Source organism: Planomonospora antibiotica, from assembly GCF_014647955.1.
Lineage (GTDB): Bacteria > Actinomycetota > Actinomycetes > Streptosporangiales > Streptosporangiaceae > Planomonospora > Planomonospora parontospora.
The window spans coordinates 1-21908 of the sequence record NZ_BMQE01000005.1; the positions used below are offsets into that span (position 1 = coordinate 1).

Annotated in this window: 20 protein-coding genes; 14 read left to right on the plus strand and 6 right to left on the minus strand. The window is 74.3% G+C overall.

The window, feature by feature from the left end; translation table 11 throughout:
* The 6 genes from IEZ06_RS36120 to IEZ06_RS06060 all read left to right on the plus strand — a co-directional run.
* The coding region (locus IEZ06_RS36120) for a condensation domain-containing protein (protein ID WP_229797823.1) at positions 1-1847 on the plus strand (1847 nt) is incomplete at its 5' end.
* Positions 1844-6013 (plus strand): non-ribosomal peptide synthetase, encoded by a 4170-nt coding sequence (locus IEZ06_RS06040; protein ID WP_189235656.1) that lies wholly within the window; start codon positions 1844-1846, stop codon positions 6011-6013. The genes IEZ06_RS36120 and IEZ06_RS06040, both read left to right, overlap by 4 nt.
* Complete coding sequence (locus IEZ06_RS06045; RefSeq protein WP_189235657.1) at positions 6010-6231, plus strand: MbtH family protein; 222 nt, start codon at positions 6010-6012, stop codon at positions 6229-6231. Before IEZ06_RS06040 ends, IEZ06_RS06045 begins: the two co-directional genes overlap by 4 nt.
* A gap of 141 nt (positions 6232-6372) precedes the next feature.
* Positions 6373-7092 carry a thioesterase II family protein gene (locus tag IEZ06_RS06050; RefSeq protein WP_189235658.1) on the plus strand — a complete coding sequence of 240 codons (720 nt, stop codon included), beginning with the start codon at positions 6373-6375 and terminating at the stop codon, positions 7090-7092.
* Positions 7093-7299: 207 nt separating this feature from the next.
* On the plus strand, positions 7300-7638 hold the full coding sequence (locus tag IEZ06_RS06055) for a PadR family transcriptional regulator (RefSeq protein WP_229797824.1): 339 nt from the start codon (positions 7300-7302) through the stop codon (positions 7636-7638).
* Entirely contained in the window at positions 7635-8540 is a 906-nt protein-coding gene (locus IEZ06_RS06060) for an HAAS signaling domain-containing protein (RefSeq protein WP_229797825.1), read from the plus strand. The genes IEZ06_RS06055 and IEZ06_RS06060 overlap by 4 nt, the downstream gene beginning before the upstream one ends.
* A gap of 87 nt (positions 8541-8627) precedes the next feature.
* Here IEZ06_RS06060 and IEZ06_RS06065 read toward each other — a convergent pair whose 3' ends face one another.
* Positions 8628-9539, minus strand: a complete 912-nt coding sequence (locus IEZ06_RS06065) for an esterase/lipase family protein (protein ID WP_189235660.1) — start codon at positions 9537-9539, stop codon at positions 8628-8630.
* 342 nt (positions 9540-9881) lie between these two features.
* Here IEZ06_RS06065 and argG point away from each other — a divergent pair, with 342 nt between their 5' ends.
* The gene (gene argG, locus IEZ06_RS06070) at positions 9882-11327 is read left to right on the plus strand and encodes an argininosuccinate synthase (protein ID WP_189235661.1); all 1446 of its coding nucleotides are present in this window, start codon (positions 9882-9884) and stop codon (positions 11325-11327) included.
* Between the two features lie 18 nt (positions 11328-11345).
* On the opposite strand, the gene IEZ06_RS06075 is transcribed toward argG, so the two are convergent.
* Entirely contained in the window at positions 11346-12023 is a 678-nt protein-coding gene (locus tag IEZ06_RS06075; RefSeq protein ID WP_189235662.1) for a response regulator, read from the minus strand.
* Entirely contained in the window at positions 12020-13084 is a 1065-nt protein-coding gene (locus IEZ06_RS06080) for a sensor histidine kinase (protein ID WP_189235663.1), read from the minus strand. Before IEZ06_RS06080 ends, IEZ06_RS06075 begins: the two co-directional genes overlap by 4 nt.
* Before the next feature lie 131 nt (positions 13085-13215).
* On the opposite strand from IEZ06_RS06080, the gene IEZ06_RS06085 reads away from it, so the two are divergent.
* From IEZ06_RS06085 to bar, 3 genes are all read left to right on the plus strand, one after another.
* On the plus strand, positions 13216-14289 hold the full coding sequence (locus tag IEZ06_RS06085) for a hypothetical protein (protein WP_203871770.1): 1074 nt from the start codon (positions 13216-13218) through the stop codon (positions 14287-14289).
* A 214-nt stretch (positions 14290-14503) separates the two neighbouring features.
* Positions 14504-15412 (plus strand): carbamate kinase, encoded by a 909-nt coding sequence (locus tag IEZ06_RS06090; RefSeq protein WP_189235664.1) that lies wholly within the window; start codon positions 14504-14506, stop codon positions 15410-15412.
* A 26-nt stretch (positions 15413-15438) separates the two neighbouring features.
* Positions 15439-16539 carry a barbiturase gene (gene bar / locus IEZ06_RS06095; protein WP_189235665.1) on the plus strand — a complete coding sequence of 367 codons (1101 nt, stop codon included), beginning with the start codon at positions 15439-15441 and terminating at the stop codon, positions 16537-16539.
* 120 nt (positions 16540-16659) lie between these two features.
* On the opposite strand, the gene IEZ06_RS37105 is transcribed toward bar, so the two are convergent.
* Positions 16660-16794 (minus strand): hypothetical protein, encoded by a 135-nt coding sequence (locus IEZ06_RS37105; protein WP_268245581.1) that lies wholly within the window; start codon positions 16792-16794, stop codon positions 16660-16662.
* 380 nt (positions 16795-17174) lie between these two features.
* On the opposite strand from IEZ06_RS37105, the gene IEZ06_RS06100 reads away from it, so the two are divergent.
* A complete protein-coding gene (locus IEZ06_RS06100; protein WP_189235666.1) occupies positions 17175-17747 on the plus strand; it encodes an SseB family protein in 573 nt (190 codons plus the stop codon).
* Here the strand turns inward: IEZ06_RS06100 and IEZ06_RS06105 are convergent.
* Both IEZ06_RS06105 and IEZ06_RS06110 read right to left on the minus strand, forming a co-directional pair.
* Positions 17656-18687 (minus strand): cation:proton antiporter, encoded by a 1032-nt coding sequence (locus tag IEZ06_RS06105; protein ID WP_189235667.1) that lies wholly within the window; start codon positions 18685-18687, stop codon positions 17656-17658. The two genes, IEZ06_RS06100 and IEZ06_RS06105, sit on opposite strands and share 92 nt — an antisense overlap.
* The gene (locus tag IEZ06_RS06110; protein WP_189235668.1) at positions 18666-19658 is read right to left on the minus strand and encodes a hypothetical protein; all 993 of its coding nucleotides are present in this window, start codon (positions 19656-19658) and stop codon (positions 18666-18668) included. Before IEZ06_RS06110 ends, IEZ06_RS06105 begins: the two co-directional genes overlap by 22 nt.
* 192 nt (positions 19659-19850) lie before the next feature.
* Between IEZ06_RS06110 and IEZ06_RS06115 the strand changes: the two genes are divergently transcribed.
* The 3 genes from IEZ06_RS06115 (at position 19851) to IEZ06_RS06125 (ending at position 21839) form a co-directional block, all read left to right on the plus strand.
* Positions 19851-20672 (plus strand): prepilin peptidase, encoded by an 822-nt coding sequence (locus IEZ06_RS06115; RefSeq protein ID WP_229797826.1) that lies wholly within the window; start codon positions 19851-19853, stop codon positions 20670-20672.
* A gap of 147 nt (positions 20673-20819) precedes the next feature.
* Positions 20820-21284: an excisionase family DNA-binding protein gene (locus tag IEZ06_RS06120; protein ID WP_189235670.1), complete on the plus strand. Its 465-nt coding sequence runs from the start codon at positions 20820-20822 to the stop codon at positions 21282-21284.
* A gap of 3 nt (positions 21285-21287) precedes the next feature.
* Positions 21288-21839 carry a PIN domain-containing protein gene (locus tag IEZ06_RS06125; protein WP_189235671.1) on the plus strand — a complete coding sequence of 184 codons (552 nt, stop codon included), beginning with the start codon at positions 21288-21290 and terminating at the stop codon, positions 21837-21839.
* Positions 21840-21908: the final 69 nt, after the last annotated feature.

Consider the following 21908-nt stretch of genomic DNA (forward strand, 5'->3'; position numbering starts at 1 on the left):
GGTTGGTGGCGCGGGCGCGTGAGGCGGGGGTGGTGTTCTCGCCGCGGGAGGTGTTCCGGCACCAGAGTGTGCGGGCGCTGGCGGCGGTCGCGACCGAGGAGCCGGCCGGTGCGGTGGGGGAGCCGGAGGGGGCGGGGGTCGGCCCGGTGGACCCGACCCCGATCATGCACTGGTTGCGGGAACTTCCCGGTCCGGTCCGCGACTTCAGCCAGACGGTGGTGCTGCAGGTCCCGCCGGGCCTGGGACTGGAGGCACTGACGGCCGCGCTGCAGGCCGTACTGGACCGGCACGACACGCTCCGCCTGACCTGCCCCGACGGTGGACGGTGGCTGGACGGCGCGGACCCGGCACCCGGTGATCCCCCCGCGCTGGAGGTCCTGCCTCCGGGCGCGGTCCGGGCGGGCGGGTGCATCCAGCGGGTGGCGGCCGACGCACCGGAGGACGGGCCCGCCGGCGCCCCGGTGGACGGACCTGGTGGCACCTCGGTGAACAGATCTGGTGGCGTCCCGGTGGACGGGCCCGGTGGGCAGGACGCCTGGGCGCGGGCGGTGGCCGAAGCGTCGGCGCGGTCGCGGGCGGAGCTGGACCCCGCTACCGGCCGGATGGTCCGGGTGGTGTGGCTGGACGCGGGTCCGCGGGCGTCGGGCCGGCTGGTGGTGACGGTCCATCACCTGTCGGTGGACGCCGTCTCCTGGCGGATCCTGCTCCCGGACCTGTTCACCGCCTGGGAGGCCGCGACCCGGGGGCGGACCCCGGGGCTGCCGCCGGTGCCGGTCTCCTTCCGCACCTGGGCGCGGCGGCTCCGCGCCGAGGCGGAGATCAGAGCGGATGAGCTGGACTTCTGGCGCCGGACCCTGGACGGGGACACCCCGTCATCCGGTCCCGCGAGCGACGGCTCCGGACGTCCCGGCCCGGCCGGATCCCCTCCCGGCCCTCCACGGCCGGACGATCCCTCCCGGGACGGCTCCCGGCAGCCGGACCCGGCCCAGAAGGGCCGTCGGAGGCCGGTCCCGGCCCGGGACGGCTCCCGGTGGCCGGACCCCGTGCGGGACACCTTCGGCACCCAGCGCCACCTCACCGTCGAACTGCCCCCGGAGGTCACCGAGCCCCTGCTGACCCGCCTCCCGGCGGCCTTCCACGGCAGGGTCGGCGACGTGCTGCTCGCCGGGCTCGCCCTCGCGGTGGCCCGTTGCACCGGGCAGGAGTCGGTCCTGGTGGACCTGGAGGGCCACGGCCGGGAGGAGATCACCGGCGCGGCGGACCTGTCGCGGACCGTCGGCTGGTTCACCACCATCCACCCGGTACGGCTCGAGCCCGGCCCGGCGGACTGGACCGACCTGCACGGCCCCACCGCGGCCCGGGCGGTCAAGCGGGTCAAGGAGCAGCTGCGGGCCGTCCCGGACAACGGCATCGGGTACGGCCTGCTCCGCCACCTCGACCCGGAGGCCGCCGCCGAGCTGGCCGCCCGCCCGGTGCCGGAGCTGGCCTTCAACTACCTCGGCAGGACGCAGGCCGACACCGGGGCGGACTGGTCCCCGGCCCCCGAATCCGATCTGGTGGGCGGCGGCCATTCCGCGGACCTCGCCCTCCCGCACGCCCTGGAGGTCAACGCCCTCACCCTGGACGCGCCCGGCGGGCCGCGCCTGCGGGCGACGTGGTCGTGGGCGGCCCGCCTGTACGAGGAGGAGCGGGTCCGGGAGCTGGCGGAGGCGTGGTCCACCGCGCTCACCGGGCTGTCGCGGCACACCGGTGGCGGCCTCACCCCGTCGGACCTGCTGGTGCCCGTCAGCCAGGAGGAGATCGACGCGTTCGCAGCGGAACTCGACGCGGAGTGGAGCGCCCGATGACCAGTGCCGGACCGACGAGCGGTACCCGCCGGGCGGGCACCGGAGCACAGGGCACCGGAACACAGGGCACCGGGGCACAGGACGCCGGACCGCGGGCCGCCGACCCGGTGAACCCGGTGAGTCCGGCGCCGTCCGTCCCGGGCGGCCAGCTCGAGGACATCCTGCCGCTCTCACCGCTGCAGCAGGGCCTGTACTTCCACGCCCTGTTCGACGAGGCCGCGCCCGACGTCTACACCGCCCAGCTCACCCTCGACCTGGAGGGCCCGCTGGACGCGGACAGGCTCGCCGCGGCCGCCGCCCGGCTGCTGGCCCGCCACCCCAACCTGCGCGTCTCCTTCCGGCAGCGGGCGGGCGGCGACCCCGTCCAGCTGGTGCACCGGCGGGTCGAGGTGCCGTGGCGTCTGGTGGAGGGCTCAGATCCGGAGCGGGTGGCGGCCCGGGAGCGGGAGCGCCGTTTCGAGCTGGTGCGGCCGCCGCTGGTGCGGTTCGCGCTGGTGCGGCTCGGGCCGGAGCGGCACCGGCTGGTGTTCACCAACCACCACATCGTGCTGGACGGCTGGTCGACGCCGTTGCTGGCGGCCGAGCTGCTGGCGCTGTACACCGGGGAGGAGCCCGCGCCCGCGCCGCCGTACAAGGAGCATCTGGCCTGGCTGGCCCGGCAGGACCGGGCGGCGGCGCGGCAGGCCTGGCGCCGTTCCCTGGCCGGGCTCGACGGGCCCACCCTGGTCGCGCCCGAGCTCGGCGATGGGCCTCCGGGGGACCCCGGCCGGGTCCGCGCCCGCCTCGGCGAGGAGGCGACCGGCCGGCTCACCGCGGCCCTGCGCGCCCGCTCCCTGACCCTCAACACCGCGGTCCAGGGGGCCTGGGCGCTGCTGCTCGCCCAGCTCACCGGCCGCGACGACGTCGTCTTCGGAGGCACGGTCTCCGGCCGCCCGCCCGAGCTGCCCGGCGTCGAGCGCATGGTCGGCCTGTTCATCAACACGCTCCCCGTCCGGGTACGGCTCCGCCCCCGCGGGACCCTCTCCGGGCTGCTGGCGCGCCTGCAGGCCGAGCAGGCCGAGCTGCTGCCCCACCACCACCTCGGTCTGGCCGAGATCCAGGGCCTCCACGGCGCGGGCCGGCTCTTCGACACCATGACGGTCCTGGAGAACTACCCCGCGGGCACCGCCGTGACGGAGATCGACGGAGGGCTCCGGCTCGCCGGGGCCGGGGGGACCGACGCCACGCACTACCCGCTCGCCCTGGCCGTCACCGGCGGGCGGACCGTCTCCCTGCGCCTGGACCACCGGCCCGACGCCTTCTCCCCGGCCGAGGCCCGGCGGCTCCTGGACCGGCTCGTCCGCCTGCTCGAAACCGCGGCGGCGGACCCCGACGTGCCGCTGGCCCGGCTCGACCTGCTGACGGACGAGGAGCGCGCCCTCGTGCTGGCGCCGCCGGAACGGGAGGCGCCCCCGCCGGACGGGAGCGTGGTGAGCGCCTTCGCCGCGCAGGCGGCCCGTACCCCGGACGCCGAGGCGGTCGTGGCGGAGGGCACGAGCCTGACCTACGCCGAACTCGACCGGCGCGCCGACCGGCTCGCCCGCCGGCTGACCGCGCTCGGCGTGCGCGCGGAGACCCCGGTCGCGGTCCTGCTGGACCGCTCGGCGGAGGTCGTCGTGGCGACCCTGGCGATCGCCAGGGCCGGCGGGGCGTACGTGCCGCTCCACCAGGGCCACCCGCCCGACCGGATGAGCTGGGTCGTGGCCGACACCGGCGCGCCCGTGCTGATCGCCGACCGCGACCCCGGCTTCGCCTGCGACGCCGCGGTGCTCCGCCTCGACGCCCCGGACGGCGCGGCCGGAACGGGCGGTCCTGGCACCTCGGCAGGCGCGGCCGGAACGGAACCCCCGGCCGGTGCAGCGGGAACGGGCACCGCGGGCGCCCCGGCCACCTCGTACGGCGCCGAGGCCCAGAGCCCCTCCGGCGGCACGGACACCGAACCCGGGCGGGACCCGCGGCACGTCCGGATCCACCCTGACCGGCTCGCCTACGTGATCTACACCTCCGGCTCGACCGGCACCCCCAAGGGTGTGGCCGTACGGCACCGGGACGTCCTCGCCCTCGCCGCCGACCACCGGTGGGCCGTACGGCACCGGCGGCTGCTGATGCACTCGCCGCACGCCTTCGACGCCTCCACCTACGAGCTGTGGGTGCCGCTGCTGACCGGCGGCACGGTCGTCGTCGCGCCGCCCGGCGGGCTGGATCCCGGCCGCCTGCGCGACCTCGTGGCACGGCACCGGCCGACCGCCCTGTTCATCACGACCGCGCTGTTCAACCTGGTCGCGGAGGAGGACCCGGCCGCGTTCGGCGCCCTCGCGGAGGTCCTCACCGGCGGCGAGGCCGCCTCGCCCGAGGCGATGCGCCGGGTGCTCCTGGCCTGCCCGGACACGGTGCTCGGGCACGTCTACGGGCCCACCGAGACCACGACCTACGCCACCTACCACGCCGTGCGAGCCGTCCCGGGCGCCGCCGCGCCGCCCATCGGCCGGACCCTGGACGGCATGCGCGCCCACCTGCTCGACGGCTTCCTCCGGCCGGTCCCGCCCGGGGCGGTGGGCGAGCTGTACCTGTCGGGCGCGGGCCTGGCCCGCGGCTACCTGGGCCGCCCCGCCCTGACCGCCGAACGGTTCACCGCCTGCCCGTACGGCACGGGCGAGCGGATGTACCGGACCGGGGACCTCGCCAGATGGACGGCCGACGGCGAGCTGGAGTACGCCGGCCGGGCCGACGCCCAGGTCAAGATCCGGGGCTTCCGGATCGAACCGGGAGAGATCGAGGCGGCGCTGACCCGGCACCCGTCGGTCGGTCGGGCGGCGGTGGTCGCGCGGGGCGACCACCTGGTCGCCTACGTCACCGGCCTCACGGACGCCCCCGCGGGCGGCCTCACGGGCGGTCCCGCGGATGGCTCTGCGGACACTCCCGCGGGCGGCTCCACAGCCGGTCCCGGCGGTCCCGCGGGCGGTCCCGCCGGAGCGTCCGGCGGGGCCGCGGATCCCGGAGGGCTGCGGGAGCATCTGGCGCGGACCCTGCCCGAGTACATGGTCCCGCGGACCGTCGTGGTCCTGGACGCGCTGCCGCTCACCCCGAACGGAAAGGTCGACCGGGCCGCCCTCCCCGAGCCGGACGCGCCGGCGTCCGGGCGGGATCCCCGGACGCCCGCCGAGGAACGGCTCTGCCGCCTGTTCGCCGAGGTCCTCGGCCTGGACCGGGTCGGCGCCGACGACGGTTTCTTCGACCTGGGCGGCGACAGCATCGCGGTCCTGCGGCTCGTCTCCCGCGCCCGGAGCGAAGGACTGGAGATCAGCCCCCGCGAGGTGTTCGCCCGCCAGACGCCCGAGGCCCTGGCCCCGGGGGCCCCCGGCGGCTCCACCGGCCGGGAGGTGCTGCTCCCGCTCCGCGCCGCCGGCGGCAGGCCCCCGCTGTTCTGCGTGCACCCCGGCGCCGGGCTCGGCTGGCCGTACTCCGGCCTGCTCCGCCATCTCGGTCCCGACCAGCCCGTCTACGCCCTCCAGGCGCGGACGCTGACCGAGCCCGGCCACACCGCCCCGTCGATCGAGGCCGCGGCCCTGGACTACCTGGAGCGGATCCGCGAGGTCCAGCCGCGCGGGCCGTACCGGCTGGCGGGCTGGTCGATGGGCGGCCTGATCGCGCACGCCATGGCCGTCGAGCTGCGCGGGCGTGGCGAGGAGGTCGCGCTGCTGGCGCTGCTCGACGCCTACCCCGGCGCAGGCCCCGGCGTCGTCCCGGAACAGGACGAGGCGCTGTCCGGCCTGCTGGCCGCGATCGGCTATAGAGGATCGGGGGAGGCCGATGACATCATGGCGTTCGTGCGCGCACACGGCGGCCGGTACGCCACCCTCGACGAGCCGACCCTGCGCGCCGTCCACCGCCACTACCGCAACGGCGTGAAGATCTCCCGGGAGTACGCCCCGCGCGTCTTCGACGGGGACGTGCTCTTCTTCACCGCCGCCCGGGGCCGTGAGGCGGACGCCCCCGCCGCCGCCGACTGGAAGCCGTACGTCACCGGAGCCGTCGTCGACCACGCCGTCGACTGCGACCACGAGAGCATGCTGAACCCCGGACCGGTCGCGGAGATCGCCGCGCTGCTGAGGAAGGAACTGCCATGACGACCAACCCCTTCGAGGACCCCGACGGCACCTACCTGGCCCTGGTCAACGACGAGGGCCAGTACTCCCTGTGGCCCGCGTGGGCCGAGGTCCCGCCCGGCTGGACCGTCGCCTTCGGCGAGGACACCCGCCAGGCCTGCCTGGACCACATCGAGGCGAACTGGACCGACATGCGCCCGAGGAGCCTGATCGAGGCGATGGGGGAGATGGGAGAATGATCCGCCGGACCGGGCGCGCAGCCCGGCCCGGAGCGGGAGCCGGAGCATGACCTGGGCCCGCAGCGGGAGCCGGGGCACGACCTGGGCCCGCAGCACGCGGGACCCGGGACAGGACCGGGCCCGGAGCGGAGGAGAGACCCGATGACCTGGTTGCGCTGCCCCCGCCCCCGCCCGGCGGCGACCACCCGGCTGATCTGCTTCGCGCACGCGGGCGGCTCGGCCACCGCCTACCGCGACTGGCCCGCGCTGCTGCCGGACACCGTCGAGCTGTACGGCGTGCAGCTCCCCGGCCGCGCCGACCGCTACGGCGAGCCGCTCCCCGAGAGCATGGACGCCCTGGCCGCCGCGGTCGCCGGGGAGCTGGCCCCGCTGCTGGACCGGCGGTTCGCGCTGTTCGGGCACAGCCTGGGGGCCCTGGTCGCCTACGAGGTCACCCGGATACTGGAGGGACGCGGCACCGGCCCGGTCCGGCTGTTCGCCTCGGGCTGCGCGGCGCCGCACGAGCGCCGGGACCGCGGATACGCGGAGTACGACGACGACCGCCTGGTCGCCGTGCTCAACCGGCTCGGCGGCACCGAGACGGAGGTCCTGGCCCACGGGGAGCTGCGCAAGCTCGTCCTGCCGTACGTCCGCGGCGACTTCCGGCTGGCCGAGAGATACCTCCACCGGCCCGGCCTGCCGCTGCGCACCCCGATCTCCGTCCTCGTCGGCGACGCCGACCCGGTCGTCACCCCCGCCCAGGCCAAGGCCTGGGAGACGCACACGGCCTCGGACTTCTCCATGGCCGTCTTCCCCGGCGGCCACTTCTACCTGCAGCCGCTGCGGGAGCAGGTCGTCGCCGAGGTCGCCGGAAGGATCTAGCCGAGCGGCTCCGCAGGGGCGGCAGGCGGCCGGGTCGGGGCGGGGCCGCGCGACCCGGGCCCGGGCAGCCGGGAGGCAGCGTTGACGCGGGTGGCCCGGTGGCCCCGGAAGCACCGGGCCGAGGGGGGTTCCACCGCGAAGCGCGGCGTCCCCGGCGGCCGGGATGATCGATCGACAATACTGTGCGGCGCACATTATGGTGTGAGTGTGACCCCTGAGGATCTGATCCAGAGCCAGGCGCAGGAGCTGCGCCGCGGCACGGTCGTGCTGGCCTGCCTGATGCTGCTCGAGCAGCCGCAGTACGGCTACGCCCTGCTGGAGACGCTCAACCGCGCCGGGGTCGCCGTCGACGGCAACACCCTCTATCCGTTGCTGCGCCGCCTGGAGAAGCAGGGGCTGCTCACCAGCGAGTGGAACACCGAGGAGTCCCGGCCGCGGAAGTTCTACCGGGCCAGCCCGGAGGGCTCCCGCGTGGGCGCGCTGCTGGCGCGCGAGTGGGAGGACCTCGTCACGACGATCCAACGGCTTATCGAGGAGAATCGTTGAGCACGCTCACCGAACGTTACGTACAGGAGGTCGTCCGGCGGATCCCGGGCGACCAGCGCGACGAGGTCGCCGGCGAGTTGCGCGCCACGATCGCCGACACGCTCGAGGCACGCGGCGCCCCGGAGGCCGAGCGCGACGTGCTCATCGAGATGGGCGATCCGATCAGGCTCGCCGCCGGTTACGCCGACCGTCCGCTCACACTGATCGGCCCCGAGCTCTACCCGGCGTACACGCGGCTGATGGCGGTCCTGCTCTCCACGGTGCTGCCGCTGACGGTCGCCGCGGCCGTGGTGCTCGACGTCCTCGACCACAACGACGCCGGTTCGGCGATCGGAGCGGGCATCGGCGCGCTGTTCGCCGTCGGCGCCCAGCTCGTCGTCTGGCCGACCGCGGTGTTCGCGCTGATCGAGCGGTCACGGCTGCGCCGCGGCAGCGCGCTCACCGCCCCGTGGACCCCCGACGACCTGCCGGAGCCCGGCAGGTCGCCGGCCAGGCGGACGGCGAGGGCCTACGCCTCGGCGGTCTGGGACATGCTGCTGCTGGCGCTGATCGTCTGGCAGCACGCCGCGAAGCCGTACGGCACGGACGGCGGCGAGCGCGCGGAGGTGCTCCTGTGGTCGGGCTGGATGTGGCCGGTGGTGGCCGGCCTGGCCGGGATGGCGCTGGCCGAGCTGGTGCGGATCGCCGTCGGAGGATGGAACCTGAGACTGGCCACCGGGTACGCGGCCGCCGGCGCGGTGTTCGCGCTGCCGCTGGCATGGGTCCTGTACCGGCACGAGTTCTTCGACCCGGCCTTCCTCGCCGACGTGGAGGTGGCCCCGGCCTTCTACACCGTCGCCGCGCTCGGCGTGCTCGCCGTGACCGCGGGCGACGTGGTCAGGCGGTTCCGCGAGGCCGTATGAGGCGGTCCGTCGCCGTCCCGCGCGCCGGAGGTGAGGCGGCCGTCCGGTTCGAACGGCCGCCTCCGCGGCAGGCCGGGTGGAAGGCGGTCAGAGGATGAGGGCGGAGCAGTCCGGGCGATAGTCCCCGGGCAGCGGTCCGGGCTCCTCCAGCGCCTTGCCGACGTAGGAGAGCATCACCGGGTCCAGCGTCGTCAGGTTGTGCCCGAAGGCCCCCTCGATGAGCCCCTTGAGCGGGCAGTCGTCCTGGAGCATGCGGTTGCCCACCTGCTCCGGCGGGCCCTCGACGAACGTGGAGGCGGCCGTCTGCTCGGCCTTCAGCCCGAGGGCGGTGTAGTCGACGCCGGGCTCGACCATGGAGGGCGTGTTGAGCGCCTCCATCAGCTCCGAGCCCGGCGCCAGCTCCTCGCAGACGGTCTCCGGCCCGCAGTCCTCGCGCAGCCCCTCCGCCGGGCTGTGGTGCGGTGACCCCAGCGTGACCAGCTCGGACACCTTGGCCGCCCCGCCCTCGAACCGCATGTACGCCCGGGGGACGATCCCGCCCAGGCTGTGCCCGACGATCGCGGCCTTCTCCGCCCCGGTCGCCTGGAGCACCCCCTCGACGAAGATCCCCAGCGTCCGCGCCGACTCCCGGACCGACCGGCTCCACCCGTAGTCGAGCGCGAAGACGCAGTAGCCCTGCTTGGACAGGTACGCCGCGGCCACCGGCCACGTCACCGCCCCGGTGGTCCTGGCCCCGTGCACCAGGACCACCGGGTACGGCGTCGCTTCGCGGGGCCGGCAGCCGAAGTCGTTGGCGTCCGCCAGCCCCTCGGAGGCCAGCCGCCGGGCCTCGGCGACGTGGTCGGCCTGCGGCGAGGGCGGCGCGGCGGGCGGCCCGCCCTCCCGCCGCACCAGCGTCTCGGCCAGCAGGACGAGCGCCGCGAGCCCGGCCGCGACGCACAGGGCGACCACGGCGAGCACCGCGGCCGCGGCGGCGCGGCCGGGACGGAGCCGATCCACGTGATCTCTCCTCCGACTCTCGGATGGGGGTGTGCAGAGGCGTTCAGGGTGTGCAGAGGCGTTCAGGGTGTGCAGAGGCGTTCAGTGCGTGCAGGCGTTCAGTGCGTGCAGGCGTTCAGTGCGTGCAGAGGCGTTCGAGGCAAGCCTCGCGCTCCGCCGGGTCCCGCTCTAGTGCATCCCCGCACCGGTCGCCGCCGCGTCGTTGGCGCGGTGTGACAACCGGCGGATCCCGGTCCGGCGACCGTCTCGTGCCCCTGCCGGCCGAGAGGTCCGGCGGCCCGCTCCGACCCGGGAGCCGGGAAGCGGTTGCATGAACATGCGCTTCTATGTAAATTCATTCGTATGTCGAAGGTACTCACCTCTCTGCCCGTGGGCCAGCGTGTCGGAATCGCCTTCTCCGGGGGGCTGGACACCTCGGTGGCGGTCGCGTGGATGCGCGAGAAAGGGGCGGTCCCCTGCACCTACACCGCCGACATCGGGCAGTACGACGAGCCTGACATCGGGTCGGTGCCCGGGCGGGCCACCGCCTACGGGGCGGAGGTCGCCCGGCTGGTCGACTGCCGGGCGGCGCTCGTGGAGGAAGGCCTCGCGGCGCTGGCCTGCGGGGCGTTCCACATCCGATCGGGCGGGCGCGTCTACTTCAACACCACGCCGCTCGGGCGGGCCGTCACGGGGACCCTGCTGGTGCGGGCGATGCTCGAGGACGACGTCCAGATCTGGGGCGACGGCTCCACGTTCAAGGGCAACGACATCGAGCGGTTCTACCGGTACGGCCTGCTCGCCAACCCGTCCCTGCGGATCTACAAGCCCTGGCTGGACGCCGATTTCGTCACCGAGCTCGGCGGCCGCAAGGAGATGTCCGAGTGGCTGCTCGCCCGCGGCCTGCCCTACCGGGACAGCGCCGAGAAGGCCTACTCCACCGACGCCAACATCTGGGGCGCGACCCATGAGGCCAAGGCGCTCGAGCACCTCGACGTCGGCGTCGAACTGGTCGAGCCGATCATGGGCGTGCGGTTCTGGGACCCGGCCGTCGAGGTCTCCCCCGAGGACGTCACGATCGGCTTCGAGCAGGGGCGGCCGGTGACGATCAACGGCAAGACGTTCGCGTCCGCCGTCGACCTGGTGCTGGAGGCCAACGCCATCGGCGGACGGCACGGCCTGGGCATGTCCGACCAGATCGAGAACCGCATCATCGAGGCCAAGAGCCGCGGCGTCTACGAGGCTCCGGGGATGGCCCTGCTGCACACCGCGTACGAGCGGCTGGTCAACGCCATCCACAACGAGGACACCGTCGCCGTCTACCACAACGAGGGGCGCCGCCTCGGCCGGCTGATGTACGAGGGCCGCTGGCTGGACCCGCAGGCGCTGATGCTGCGCGAGTCGCTGCAGCGCTGGGTCGGGACGGCCGTCACCGGCGAGGTGACCCTCCGGCTGCGGCGCGGCGAGGACTACTCCATCCTGGAGACGTCCGGCCCGGCCTTCAGCTACCACCCGGACAAGCTCTCCATGGAGCGCACCGAGGACTCGGCCTTCGGCCCGGTCGACCGCATCGGCCAGCTGACCATGCGCAACCTCGACATCGCCGACTCCCGCGCCAAGCTCGAGCAGTACGTCGGCCTCGGCCTGCTCGGCACCCCCCAGCCGATGATCGGCGCCGCCCAGGCCGCCGCGACCGGCCTGATCGGCGCCATGCCCGAGGGCGGCGCGGAAGCCATCGCCTCCCGCGGCAAGCTCCCGGACGCCGACGAACTCCTCGACCACGCCGCCATGGAGTCCGGCACCGACTGACCCGCCGGGAGACCGCCCCTATCCGCGATCCATGTGGCCGGCGCCCCACGCCCATGCCGCGATGCCGACCCGGTTGGCCGCGCCGGTCTTGCGCTGGACGTTGGCGATGTGCGTCTTGACCGTGCCGACGCTGATCGTCAGCCCGGCGGCGATGTCGGCGTTCGTCCCGCCGCGCGCCACGAGCCGGGCGATCTCCAGCTCGCGGTCGGTCAGCGACTCGGCGGGCGGTCGCTCCGGCGCCGGGGGGACGCGCAGGTGGCGGAGGAGCCGGACGGTGATCTGCGGGCTGATCAGCGCGTCGCCGGCCATGGCCGCGCGGACCGCCTCGACGAGCAGCGCGGGCCCCGACCGCTTCAGCAGGAACCCGCAGGCGCCGTCGCGCAGCGCCGTGTGGACGTACTCGTCGAGGTCGAAGGTGGTCACCACGATCACCCGCGTCTCGGCCGCCAGCAGCCTGGTGACCTCCAGCCCGTCCAGACGCGGCATGCGGATGTCGGTGAGCACCACGTCGGGGCGCAGGTGGCGGGCCTGTTCGAGCGCGCTGCGCCCGTCGGCGGCCTCGGCCACGACGGTCATGTCCGGCTGGGAGTCGAGGATGAGCCGGAAGCCGATCCGCACGTCCTCCTGGTCGTCGGCGATGAGGATCCGGGTGCCGGCGCCGCCGCGGTGGCGGGGCGCGGGATCCGGCGCCCTCATGCGGCGTCCTCACGCGGGGCCTTCGCGGGCAGGAGAGCGGTGACGTGCCAGCCGTCCCGGGTGGGGCCCGCCGACAGCGAGCCGCCCAGCACGCCCGCCCGCTCCGTCAGCCCGGCCAGCCCGAAGCCGCCCCTGCGGGTGCCGTCGGACCGCCCGCCCCTGCCGGCGGCCTCGGACCGTCCGCCGCCGTCGTCGGCGATCCGCACCCGCACCGACCGTCCCTGCGCGGTGACCTCGACCTGGACGCGGGTCGCCCTCCCGGCGTGCCGGCGCACGTTGGTGAGCGCCTCGGTCACCACGCGGTAGACCGTGGCGGACGTCTCGCGGGACAGGTCGAGGCCGGGGTCCACCGTGAGGAGCACCGGCGGAGAGAAACCGTCGACGAGCCCTTCCAGGCCTTCGACGCCCGGCAGGTGCCGGTCTCGCCCGGCGCCCGGCCGGTCGTGGAGCATCTCCAGGGTCCTGTCCATGGAGGCCAGCGCCCGTACGCCGGCCTCCTCGATGCGCCGCAGGGCGTCGGCCACCGCGGGCGGCAGCGGGCCGGGCACGGTGCGGGCGGCCTGGGCCTGGACGAGCATCCCGTTGACGTCGTGGGCGACGTAGTCGTGCAGGTCGCGGGCGAGCGCGAGGCGCTGCTCCCGCTCGGCCCCGGCCACCGCGCGGCGCCGGGCGGAGTCCAGCGAACGCATGTACAGGCCCAGCGCGGCGGCGGCGACCGCCAGGAGGGACCAGCCCGCGCAACCGGTGACCATGAGCGACGGCTCACCCGGCCACAGCGCGCGTATGAGCACCGAGGCGATCGCGGCGCCCGGCAGCCCCGCCGCGGAGATCACCCGGCGGCCGGGCGCACGCCGGGCCGCCAGCAGGACCAGCGTCATCAGTGCGAGCACCTCGGCCATCATCCACAGCGGGGCGGAGGCCTGCCGTCCCAGCAGCGGATGGGCGGCGGTGATCACGAGCGACACGGCGCCGGCCGCCTCCGCCGCCGGGGCGACGGGCACCCGCGGGGCGAGAGCCGAGATCACGGCGCCCAGCGCCGTGAGAACCGCGATCATGTCCATGGCACGGACTCTAGAAGGAAAGCGGCGGCGGGCGGATCCGCCGAACGGCGGATCATCGGGGGCCGCGGCCGCGCAGGATCCGCCGGATGGCGGATGGGCGACAAGCCCGGCCCCGGACCAGGCTTGTCGCCGTGAACATGCCACTGAACACGACACTCACTCGGACAGAGGCCCGATGGACCCGGTGGGCGGCGCCCGCGGCGGGCGCGTGGTCGCTCGGATACGGCGCGCTCGGGCTGTGGTGGTCGCGCGGCGGGCCCGGATTCCCCTTCGGGGAGGGGGACGTCCCCGACGCGCGTGCGGAGTCGCTCCTCGGCTCGGCGACCGCGGCGGGGACCGCCCCCGCCATCGCGGTCCTCGGAGCCGCGGGCGCACTGCTGGCACTGCTCCTCGCTCTGGTACGGCCGCGCGGTGCCCTCCGCGCCGTGGTGCTCGCCCCCGCGTGGGCGGTCGCCTTCACGCTGGCCGCGCTCGTCCCCGACGGACGGGTCCTGCTCGCGCTGGCCTACGCGCCGATCGCCCTGATCGGGGCGCCGTGGGGCTGGCCCGACGTGGACTACTTCGAGGTCGCGCTGCCGTGGCCGGTGCTGAACATGCTGGTCTGCCTGGCCGGCGGAGTGCTGTGGGGTGCCGCGGCGCTGGCGTTCCAGCGGCGCACCCGGGGCGCCTGCGAGGGCTGCGGCCGGGTGGAGGGCCGGGCCGCCGGCTGGGCGAGCCCCGCCTCGGCGGGGCGGTGGGGCCGCCGGGCGGCGTACGTCGCCTTCGTCGTGCCGCTGCTCTACGCCGTGGTGCGGTGGGCGTGGGCGCTGGGCGTCCCGCTGCTGATCTCCGAGCGGGAGGTCGAGGGGCTGCACCGCAGCGGACTGGTCTGGGGAGGGGCGGCTCTGGCGACGCTGGCGGTGCTCGGCGGGATCCTCTCGCTCGGGCTGACGCAGCGCTGGGGGGAGGTCTGGCCCCGCTGGGTGGTGGGGCTGGCCGGCAGGCGGGTGCCCCCGGCCTTCCCCGTCGGCTTCGCCTCGCTGGTCACGCTCGTGCTGGCGTCGGCCGGCGCCATGATGGTGCGCATCACCGACTGGGGCGACCCGGCCGCCTGGCTGGTCAACCCGATGGCGTACTGGCCCCTGTGGGCCGTCGCGCTCGGTGTCGCCACGCTCGGGTACCACCTGCGCAGGCGGGGCGGGTGCCGCCGCTGCGGGTCGCCCTGAGAGGCCGTCCCCGCCCGGGGCGGCGCGGCCACCGGCGGGAGGCGGTGAGGCCGCCCGGGACGGCGGGCGAGTGCCGAAGCGCTGGTGCCGGCCGGAGCGGTGGGTGCCGGAGCGGTGGCGCCGGCCGGGGTGGCGAGTCCTGTCGAAGAACACCGGTTCCTTGGGCAACGAGTGCCCATGAGCCGGTGCCCGGCGGGCGGCTACCGTCGCCCCTGTGGGTGAACGTGTGCTGATCGCGCTCGGCGGCAACGCCATGACGGCCTCGGACGGGAGCGCCTCCCCGGATGACCAGCGCCGTGCGGTCGAGGGGGCGATGGGCCACGTCGCGGCGCTGCTCGCGGCCGGCCACCAGGTGGTCCTCACCCACGGCAACGGCCCCCAGGTCGGCAACCTGGTGCTGAAGAACCAGCTCGCCGCCGACATCGTGCCGCCGGTGCCGCTCGACTGGTGCGGCGCGCAGACCCAGGCCACGATCGGCACGCTCGTCCTCAACGCCCTGGAGGGCCGGGCCGCCGTCGTGGTGACCCGCACGCTCGTCGACCCCGCAGACCCCGCCTTCACCGATCCGGTCAAGCCGATCGGCCGCTACTTCACCGAGGACGAGGCCCGCCGGTTCGAAGTGCTCGGCCAGACCTGGCGCCGCTTCGAGCGCGGCTGGCGCCGGGTGGTCGCCTCCCCGGAACCGCTGCAGATCCTGGACGCGCCCGCGGTGGCGGCGCTGATGGCCGCCGGGTTCGTCGTCGTGGCGGCGGGCGGCGGGGGAGTGCCGGTGGTCCGCACCCCTTCCGGGCGGCTGGCCGGAGTCGAGGCCGTGATCGACAAGGACCTCGCCGCCGCCCTGCTGGCCCGGACCGTCCGGGCGGCCACCCTGGTGATCGCCACCGACGTGCCCTGCGCCTGGACCGGCTTCGGCACGCCCGCCGCCCGCCCGATCGGCGCGGTCACCGCCGCCGGCCTCCGGGAGCTGCAGACGGCCGGCCACTTCGCCGGGGGCAGCATGGGCCCGAAGGTGGAGGCCGCCCTGCGCTTCGTCGAGCACGGCGGCGACCGGGCGGTGATCACCTCGCTGGAGGGCATCGGAGCGGCGGTCGCCGGGGAGACCGGAACCGTGGTGCGAAAGTGAAACCCTAGGACGGAAAGGCGGCCGGGATGCCGGAACCGATCGAAGTGCGCAAGGTGGCCATCGAGAGCGTGACCGACGCCTCCGGGCTGGAGAGGCTGATCGACGACGGGGTGATCGAGGCGCACCGGGTGCTCGCGGTGATCGGCAAGACCGAGGGCAACGGCGGGGTGAACGACTACACCCGCATCCTCGCCGACCGGGCCTTCCGCGAGGTGCTCGCCGCCAAGGGCCACCCGGCCCCCGACAGCGTGCCGCTGGTGTGGTCCGGCGGCACCGACGGCGTGCTCAGCCCGCACGCCACGATCTTCGCCACGACGGACCCCGGTCCGGACGCCGCACCGGGCGACGAGCCGCGCCTCAGCGTCGGGATCGCGATGAGCGACGTCATCCTGCCCGAGGACATCGGCCGCCCCGCCATGGTGGAGAAGGTCGCCGCCGGGGTGCGCGAGGCCATGAAGGCCGCCGGGATCGACGACCCCGCCGACGTGCACTACGTGCAGACCAAGACGCCGCTGCTGACCCTGGCCACCATCAACGACGCCAAGTCGCGCGGCAGGGACGTGGTGACCGAGGACACCGGCCCGTCCATGGACATCTCCAACTCCACCACCGCGCTCGGCATCGCCGTCGCCCTCGGTGAGATCGAGATGCCCCGGGCCGACCAGATCCACCGGGACCTGTCGCTGTACTCCTCCGTGGCGTCCTGCTCCAGCGGCGTCGAGCTCGACCGGGCCCAGATCGTCGTCGTCGGCAACGTCCGCGGCATCGGCGGGCGCTACCGTATCGGCCACTCGGTCATGAAGGACGCGCTGGACGCCGACGGCATCTGGGAGGCGATCCGCTCCAGCGGCATCGACCTGCCCGAGCGCCCGCACCCGTCCGACCTGAAGGGCCGCCTGGTCAACGTCTTCATGAAGTGCGAGGCCGACCCCTCCGGCAGCGTCCGGGGCCGCCGCAACATCATGCTCGACGACTCCGACGTGCACTGGCACCGCCAGATCAAGGCCACCGTCGGCGGTGTCGCGGCCAGCGTCACCGGCGACCCCGCCGTCTTCGTCAGCGTCGCCGCGGTCCACCAGGGCCCCAGCGGCGGCGGCCCGGTGGCCGCCATCGCCGACCTCGGCTGACAGTGAGGACGCAGGCGAACGCCGCCCGGCCCGGTCCTGCCCCGGGCCGGGCACTCCCGCCGCCCTCCGCCCGCCGCCCGCCGCCCTCCGCCGGCCGCCCGCCGTACGGCGTGCGGCGCGTCAGCTCCAGAGCGCGTAGATGACGGCGAGGGTCCCGCCGAAGAACAGGGCCTCGACCGCGTAGCGGGCGGCCCGAGTGACCTGCGGCTCGCCGGTTCGGTTGCCGCTTCCGACCGTGTCCAGCATCGTTCTCACCAGATCCTCCGGAGGAGGCCCCGGGCTTCAGACCGGGGAGGAATCGGGACCCCCGAGCGCCGCGTTCTGGTAACGTCTCGCGCGGTGGCGATAACCAAGCCACCACCAGTACGACCGCCCCAGGGCATGGGGTGGCTGCGCGGGGAGGCTTCGGGGTTGCCCAGCCGGCGAACCGCGAACCTCAACATGGTTCCCTCCTCAGGGATCAGGTTGGAATCCTCCGCCTTCCGGCGGAGGAGGATGTCAACTTCCGTCTCCTCCGTCGAGGGGCATCGTCGCCCGCCCCCGTCCCGGGCGCACAGGGTGGGCGTCCCGGTCCGACCGGGACGCCGGAACCGCGCGTCCCGGTCCTTATGACGCCGCCGGTAGGGTGAATGTTCGTGCCGACCATTCCGCAACCCCTGGTCCCCGGAGACGACGGCGGCTCCGACGCCGCCGTGGCGTCCGCGCTCGCCGCCCACGCCGCGGGCACGGCCGGCGCGGCCGAGGTGATCGCCGCGCTGAGCGGCGCCCGGCTCCTGGTCCCGGTGGTCGCGCTGCTGACCTCCTCGGAGGTCGGCGAGCACGGCCTGCGGCAGGAGAAGGAGAGCGAGATGGCCCTGCCGAAGCTCGTCGGCAGGGACGGCCGGGAGGCGGTGCTCGCCTTCACCGGGGCCGAGCCGCTGCGGCTCTGGCGCCAGGACGCCCGCCCCATCCAGTCCACGACGCCCCAGGTCTGCCAGGCCGCCGCGGCCGAGGGTGCCGCCGCCGTGGTGGTCGACGTCGCCGGGCCGGTGCCGTTCGTGATCGAGGGCGGCGTGCTCGCCGCGTTCGCCGCCGTGCGGTCCGGGACCCTCGATCAGCTGGGCCCCGACAGCGGGGTCACCGTGGCGCGGATGGCACAGGCCCCCGAGCCTCCCGCCCCGGCCCCCAGGCGTCGGCGGCTCGGTTGGCCACGACGTGGACGAGGTTGATCGTCAGGATCGCCGGAGCGACCACGGCGACGAAACCGCCGAAGTCGCGTTCGAAGACCAGGGCGAGGATCACCGCGGTGACGCCGTTCTGCTGGGCCAGCCCCAGGTGCACCCGGTCGACCACCGGAAGGCCGCGGGTGAGCACCAGCGCCGCGACCATCTGCGCGGCGAACGCGGCCAGGCCGAGCAGCACGCCCATGCCGAGGCTCGTGCCGCCCACCAGCAGCAGCCCCATCAGGAACGCCGAGAGCGCGAACGCCGCGCTCACCGCCCGCAGCAGCCAGCGCGAGTCCGGCAGCCGCAGATACAGGCCCGCCGCCGCCAGGCCCAGCATGAGGGAGCTCCACGCGGCCGACACGACCGCGCCGGCCGCCGCCAGGTAGCTCAGCACCGGCGGGGCGTTCCTGACCAGCCGCCACACCAGGTAGGCGACCAGCGCGAACAGCGCGTTCAGCCCCAGGTCGGCGAAGTAGTCCGCGGACAGGCCGCCCTCGCCCGAGCCCCGGACCAGCGCCGCCGCGTAGACCGCCAGGATGATCGTCACCGGGTCGTCGAAGGACGACCACGCGCCGAGGATCGTCTTGGCCCGCGCGGAGAGCCGGTCGTCCTTCATCACGGAGGCGACCGAGAGCGGGTCGATCTGGGCGACCACCACCGCCATGATCAGGGCGCGCGGATCACCCGAGACGAGGTAGACCACCCCGGCGATGAACGCCGTCTTCAGCACCACCCCGACCGTGACCGCCAGCACGATCAGCCGGGTGTGCTCCCTGGCCTCGGCCCGGTCGATGCCGTGCGTGCTGCCGTACAGGCCGATGGCCAGCAGCAGGCTGCTGAACAGCACGTAGGCGGAGGAGTGCTCCAGGCCGTCCAGCCCGCCGAGCTCGGCGGCCAGCCAGCCGGCGGCGACGACGGCGATCAGGAGCCCGATTCGGGCCAATGCTCACTCCTCTGGACGGACCGCAGGTGGCCCCCGGGCTTCGGGGGCCGCTCGCGCTGGTTGATCGGGGGAAGGGTGAAGTGGCCGCGGATCATGTCCACCAGCCGGGCCATCTTGTCGTCGGCGACGTCCACCTTGCGCTGGTCGAGCGTCACCCCGACCAGGTAGCGGGTCTCGTCGACCCAGTACAGGTACAGCGCGCCGCGCTCGACGTCGAGCACGGTCCGGATGAGGATGCCGCCCTCGATCCGCCGGAACTGGTTGTTGAGCCTGCCGGTGAGCCAGTTGAGCTGGTTGCCGGCCTTCAGGTAGAGCTCCCGGCGCTCCTCCTGGACGGTGTCGTGGAAGAAGTGCGCCAGGTCGGCGTCGTCGAGCACGTCGGTGTAGAAGCAGCACCGCCCGCCGGCGTAGTAGGCGACGAAGTGCAGGTCGTCCTGGTCGAGCATGGAGACGCAGCTGCCGAGCGCCTTCTCCACCGACGGCCCGACGTCCGGCACGGTGCGGATCAGGATCTCCGACTCGCCGATCACCTTCCGTTTGGTGGCGGTCGGCAGCGGGCCCATCCCGGCCTCCAGGTACGGCAGGTACAGGCCCCGGTTGTACTGGATCAGCAGGTAGACGCCGGTGGTGAGGGCGAACGCGCTGACCCCCGTGGTGATGAGCCCGTGCAGCTCGCCCGGGACGCGGCCCCGCCACAGCACCGGGCCGAACGCGGCGGCGAACCCCAGCGCGGCCTCGCCCGCGGCGGTGACCGTCAGCGCGGCCACCATCAGCACCGGGAGCCGGGCCCGGATCCGGCCGAGCACCGTGGCGATCGCGGCGAGCGTCACGATCACCCCGACGACCGTGACGGCGCGGGCGGTGTCGTAGTCCTCGCCCTCGATGTACCACGCGAGGAACTCCAGCAGGACGGGGAGCAGGACCAGCGACGCGATGACGACCGGCAGCCGTGCGAAGCGGTCCCTGTCCACGTGATCCGGCCCTCCCCGGGGGTAAGAGTGGCCTCCAGACTCCATGATCGTCACGACGGACGTCAATGACCTCCGACGTCAGGTGGATCAACGACCGGGGGACGGCCGGGGTTCCCCGTCCTCCGCAGGCCGCACGCCCCCGGTGAGCCGATGCCGCAGGACAGGGAGGACCCGCCGGGCTATGGTCGGTCGGTGATCCTCGTGCCCGTCCTCGCGGCCCTCGCCGGTCTGCTGATCGGACTGCGGTCCCGTGTCCTGGTGGTCCGGTACGCGGTCCCCGAAGGAGGACGAACCGGAGCAGGACCCGGCCCGGAGCCCGGAGCAGGACCCGGCCCGGAGCCTGGAGCCGGGCCGGAGCCCGATCGCCGGTCCGGACCCGGCGCCGCCGCCCGTGCCGTACGGCCCGAGCCCGGTCGCGCCGTACGGCCCGGCCCGCCGCCGCTGGCGGTGGAGGCGCTGACGGCGGCGGCGCTGGGGGCGCTCGCCCTGCGGGCGGTGGCGGGCGGGCCCCTCCCGGACCGGTCGGCGGCCGCCGCCGCCGTGGCGTGGTCGGCGGAACTGCTGGCCCTGTGCTGGCTGGCCGCGGTCTGCGTCCTGCTGGCCTTCGTCGATGCGGCCGTCCACCGGCTGCCCGACCGGTTCACCCTCGCCGCCTACCTCGGCACCGCCGCCCCCCTCGCGGTGGCCGCCGCGGCCGGCGGCCGGTGGGACGACCTGCTGGGAGCCGGACTGGGCGGCCTGGCGCTGGCCGTCTTCTATCTGGTGCTGTTCCTGGTCAACCCGGCCGGCATGGGGCTGGGCGACGTCAAGCTCGCGGCGAGCCTGGGCACGGCGCTGGGCTGGTTCGGCTGGGACGTCCTGGTCGCCGGTGCTTTCCTGGGCTTCCTGGCGGGCGGCCTGTACGGCGGGGCGCTGCTGCTCGCCCGCCGCGCGAACCGCAAGAGCGAGATCCCCTTCGGCCCGTTCATGATCATCGGCGCGTTCGCCGTCCTCCTGGCGGGTCCTGTCCCCTGATCTGCCCTGTGCGGCCCGGAGGCGCCGGCGCCACACCGGTTGGTCTGTCCGTGAACTCTGCCGACAGGGGTGAAGATCTTTCCGCTCAGAGGCCCATCTCCTTGCGTTTGTATCGAGTAATGCGAATAATGCGAATAGGAGGTGGGGATGACTTCTATCGCACAGGTCGGCTCGGTGTCGCCTGGAGCTGTTGATCCCGAGAAGGCGGCCAGAGCGCTGCGACGCATCAACGACTACCTCGTCCACAGTCCGAGCGACAGCGAGGAATTCGAGATCCTCGTCGAAGGCGGTGGCGATCAGGCTCTGGTGCTGCCGCGTCAGGCGGTGGAGATGTTCGCGTACATCCTCGGAGCAATGGCACGAGGACAGGGCGTCCAGATCATGCCGCTCAACGCCGAACTCACGACTCAGCAGGCCGCCGACCTACTCAACGTCTCCCGCCCGTATCTCATCGGTCTTCTCGAACGCGGTGAGATCGACTATCGCCTCGTCGGGCGCCATCGACGGGTCCGGTTCGAGGCTGTCACGGAGTACATGCGCCATGACGATCTCAAACGCAGAGCCGTGGTCGACGAACTGTCACGCCTCGGACAAGAGCTCGGCGAGGATTGATCCGTGGCTCCGGTGGTCGTCTACGACGCCTGCGCGCTGTACGGCAACGCCGTTCGGGACCTGCTCATTCGAGTGGGTCGGGCACGCCTCGTACAGCCCCGATGGACCCATCAGATCCTTGACGAGCTCGACCGTGCACTCGCCAGGCGTCCCGCCGCGACAGAGGCGAAGCGTGAACGTCTGCGGACGCTCATGCTCCAAGCGGTGGCGGACTGCCTTGTCACCGGGTTCGAGCCGCTGGTCGAAGGGCTGAAACTGCCGGACCCGGACGACCGCCACGTACTCGCTGCAGCGATCAAAGCCGGAGCGGAGGTCATCGTCACCTCGAATCTCGCGGACTTCCCCGCCGATGCGTTGGACCCGTGGGGCATCGTCGCCAAGTCTCCGGACGCGTTCCTGCTGGACCTCGTGGACATCGCTGACAGAGTCGTCTTCTCGTGCGTTCAGCAGATAGCCGACCAACGGATCAATCCGCCGGAGACGCTGGACGAGGTGCTCAAGCAGCTTGAGCGCGGCGGTTTGGTGGAGACCGCCGCCGCGCTGCGCTTCGGCTGAGCGCACCCGGATAGGCCGTCGCAGATTCCATTGGCGGCGGTCATCGCCGGTGAGATGCCGACGGTCCCG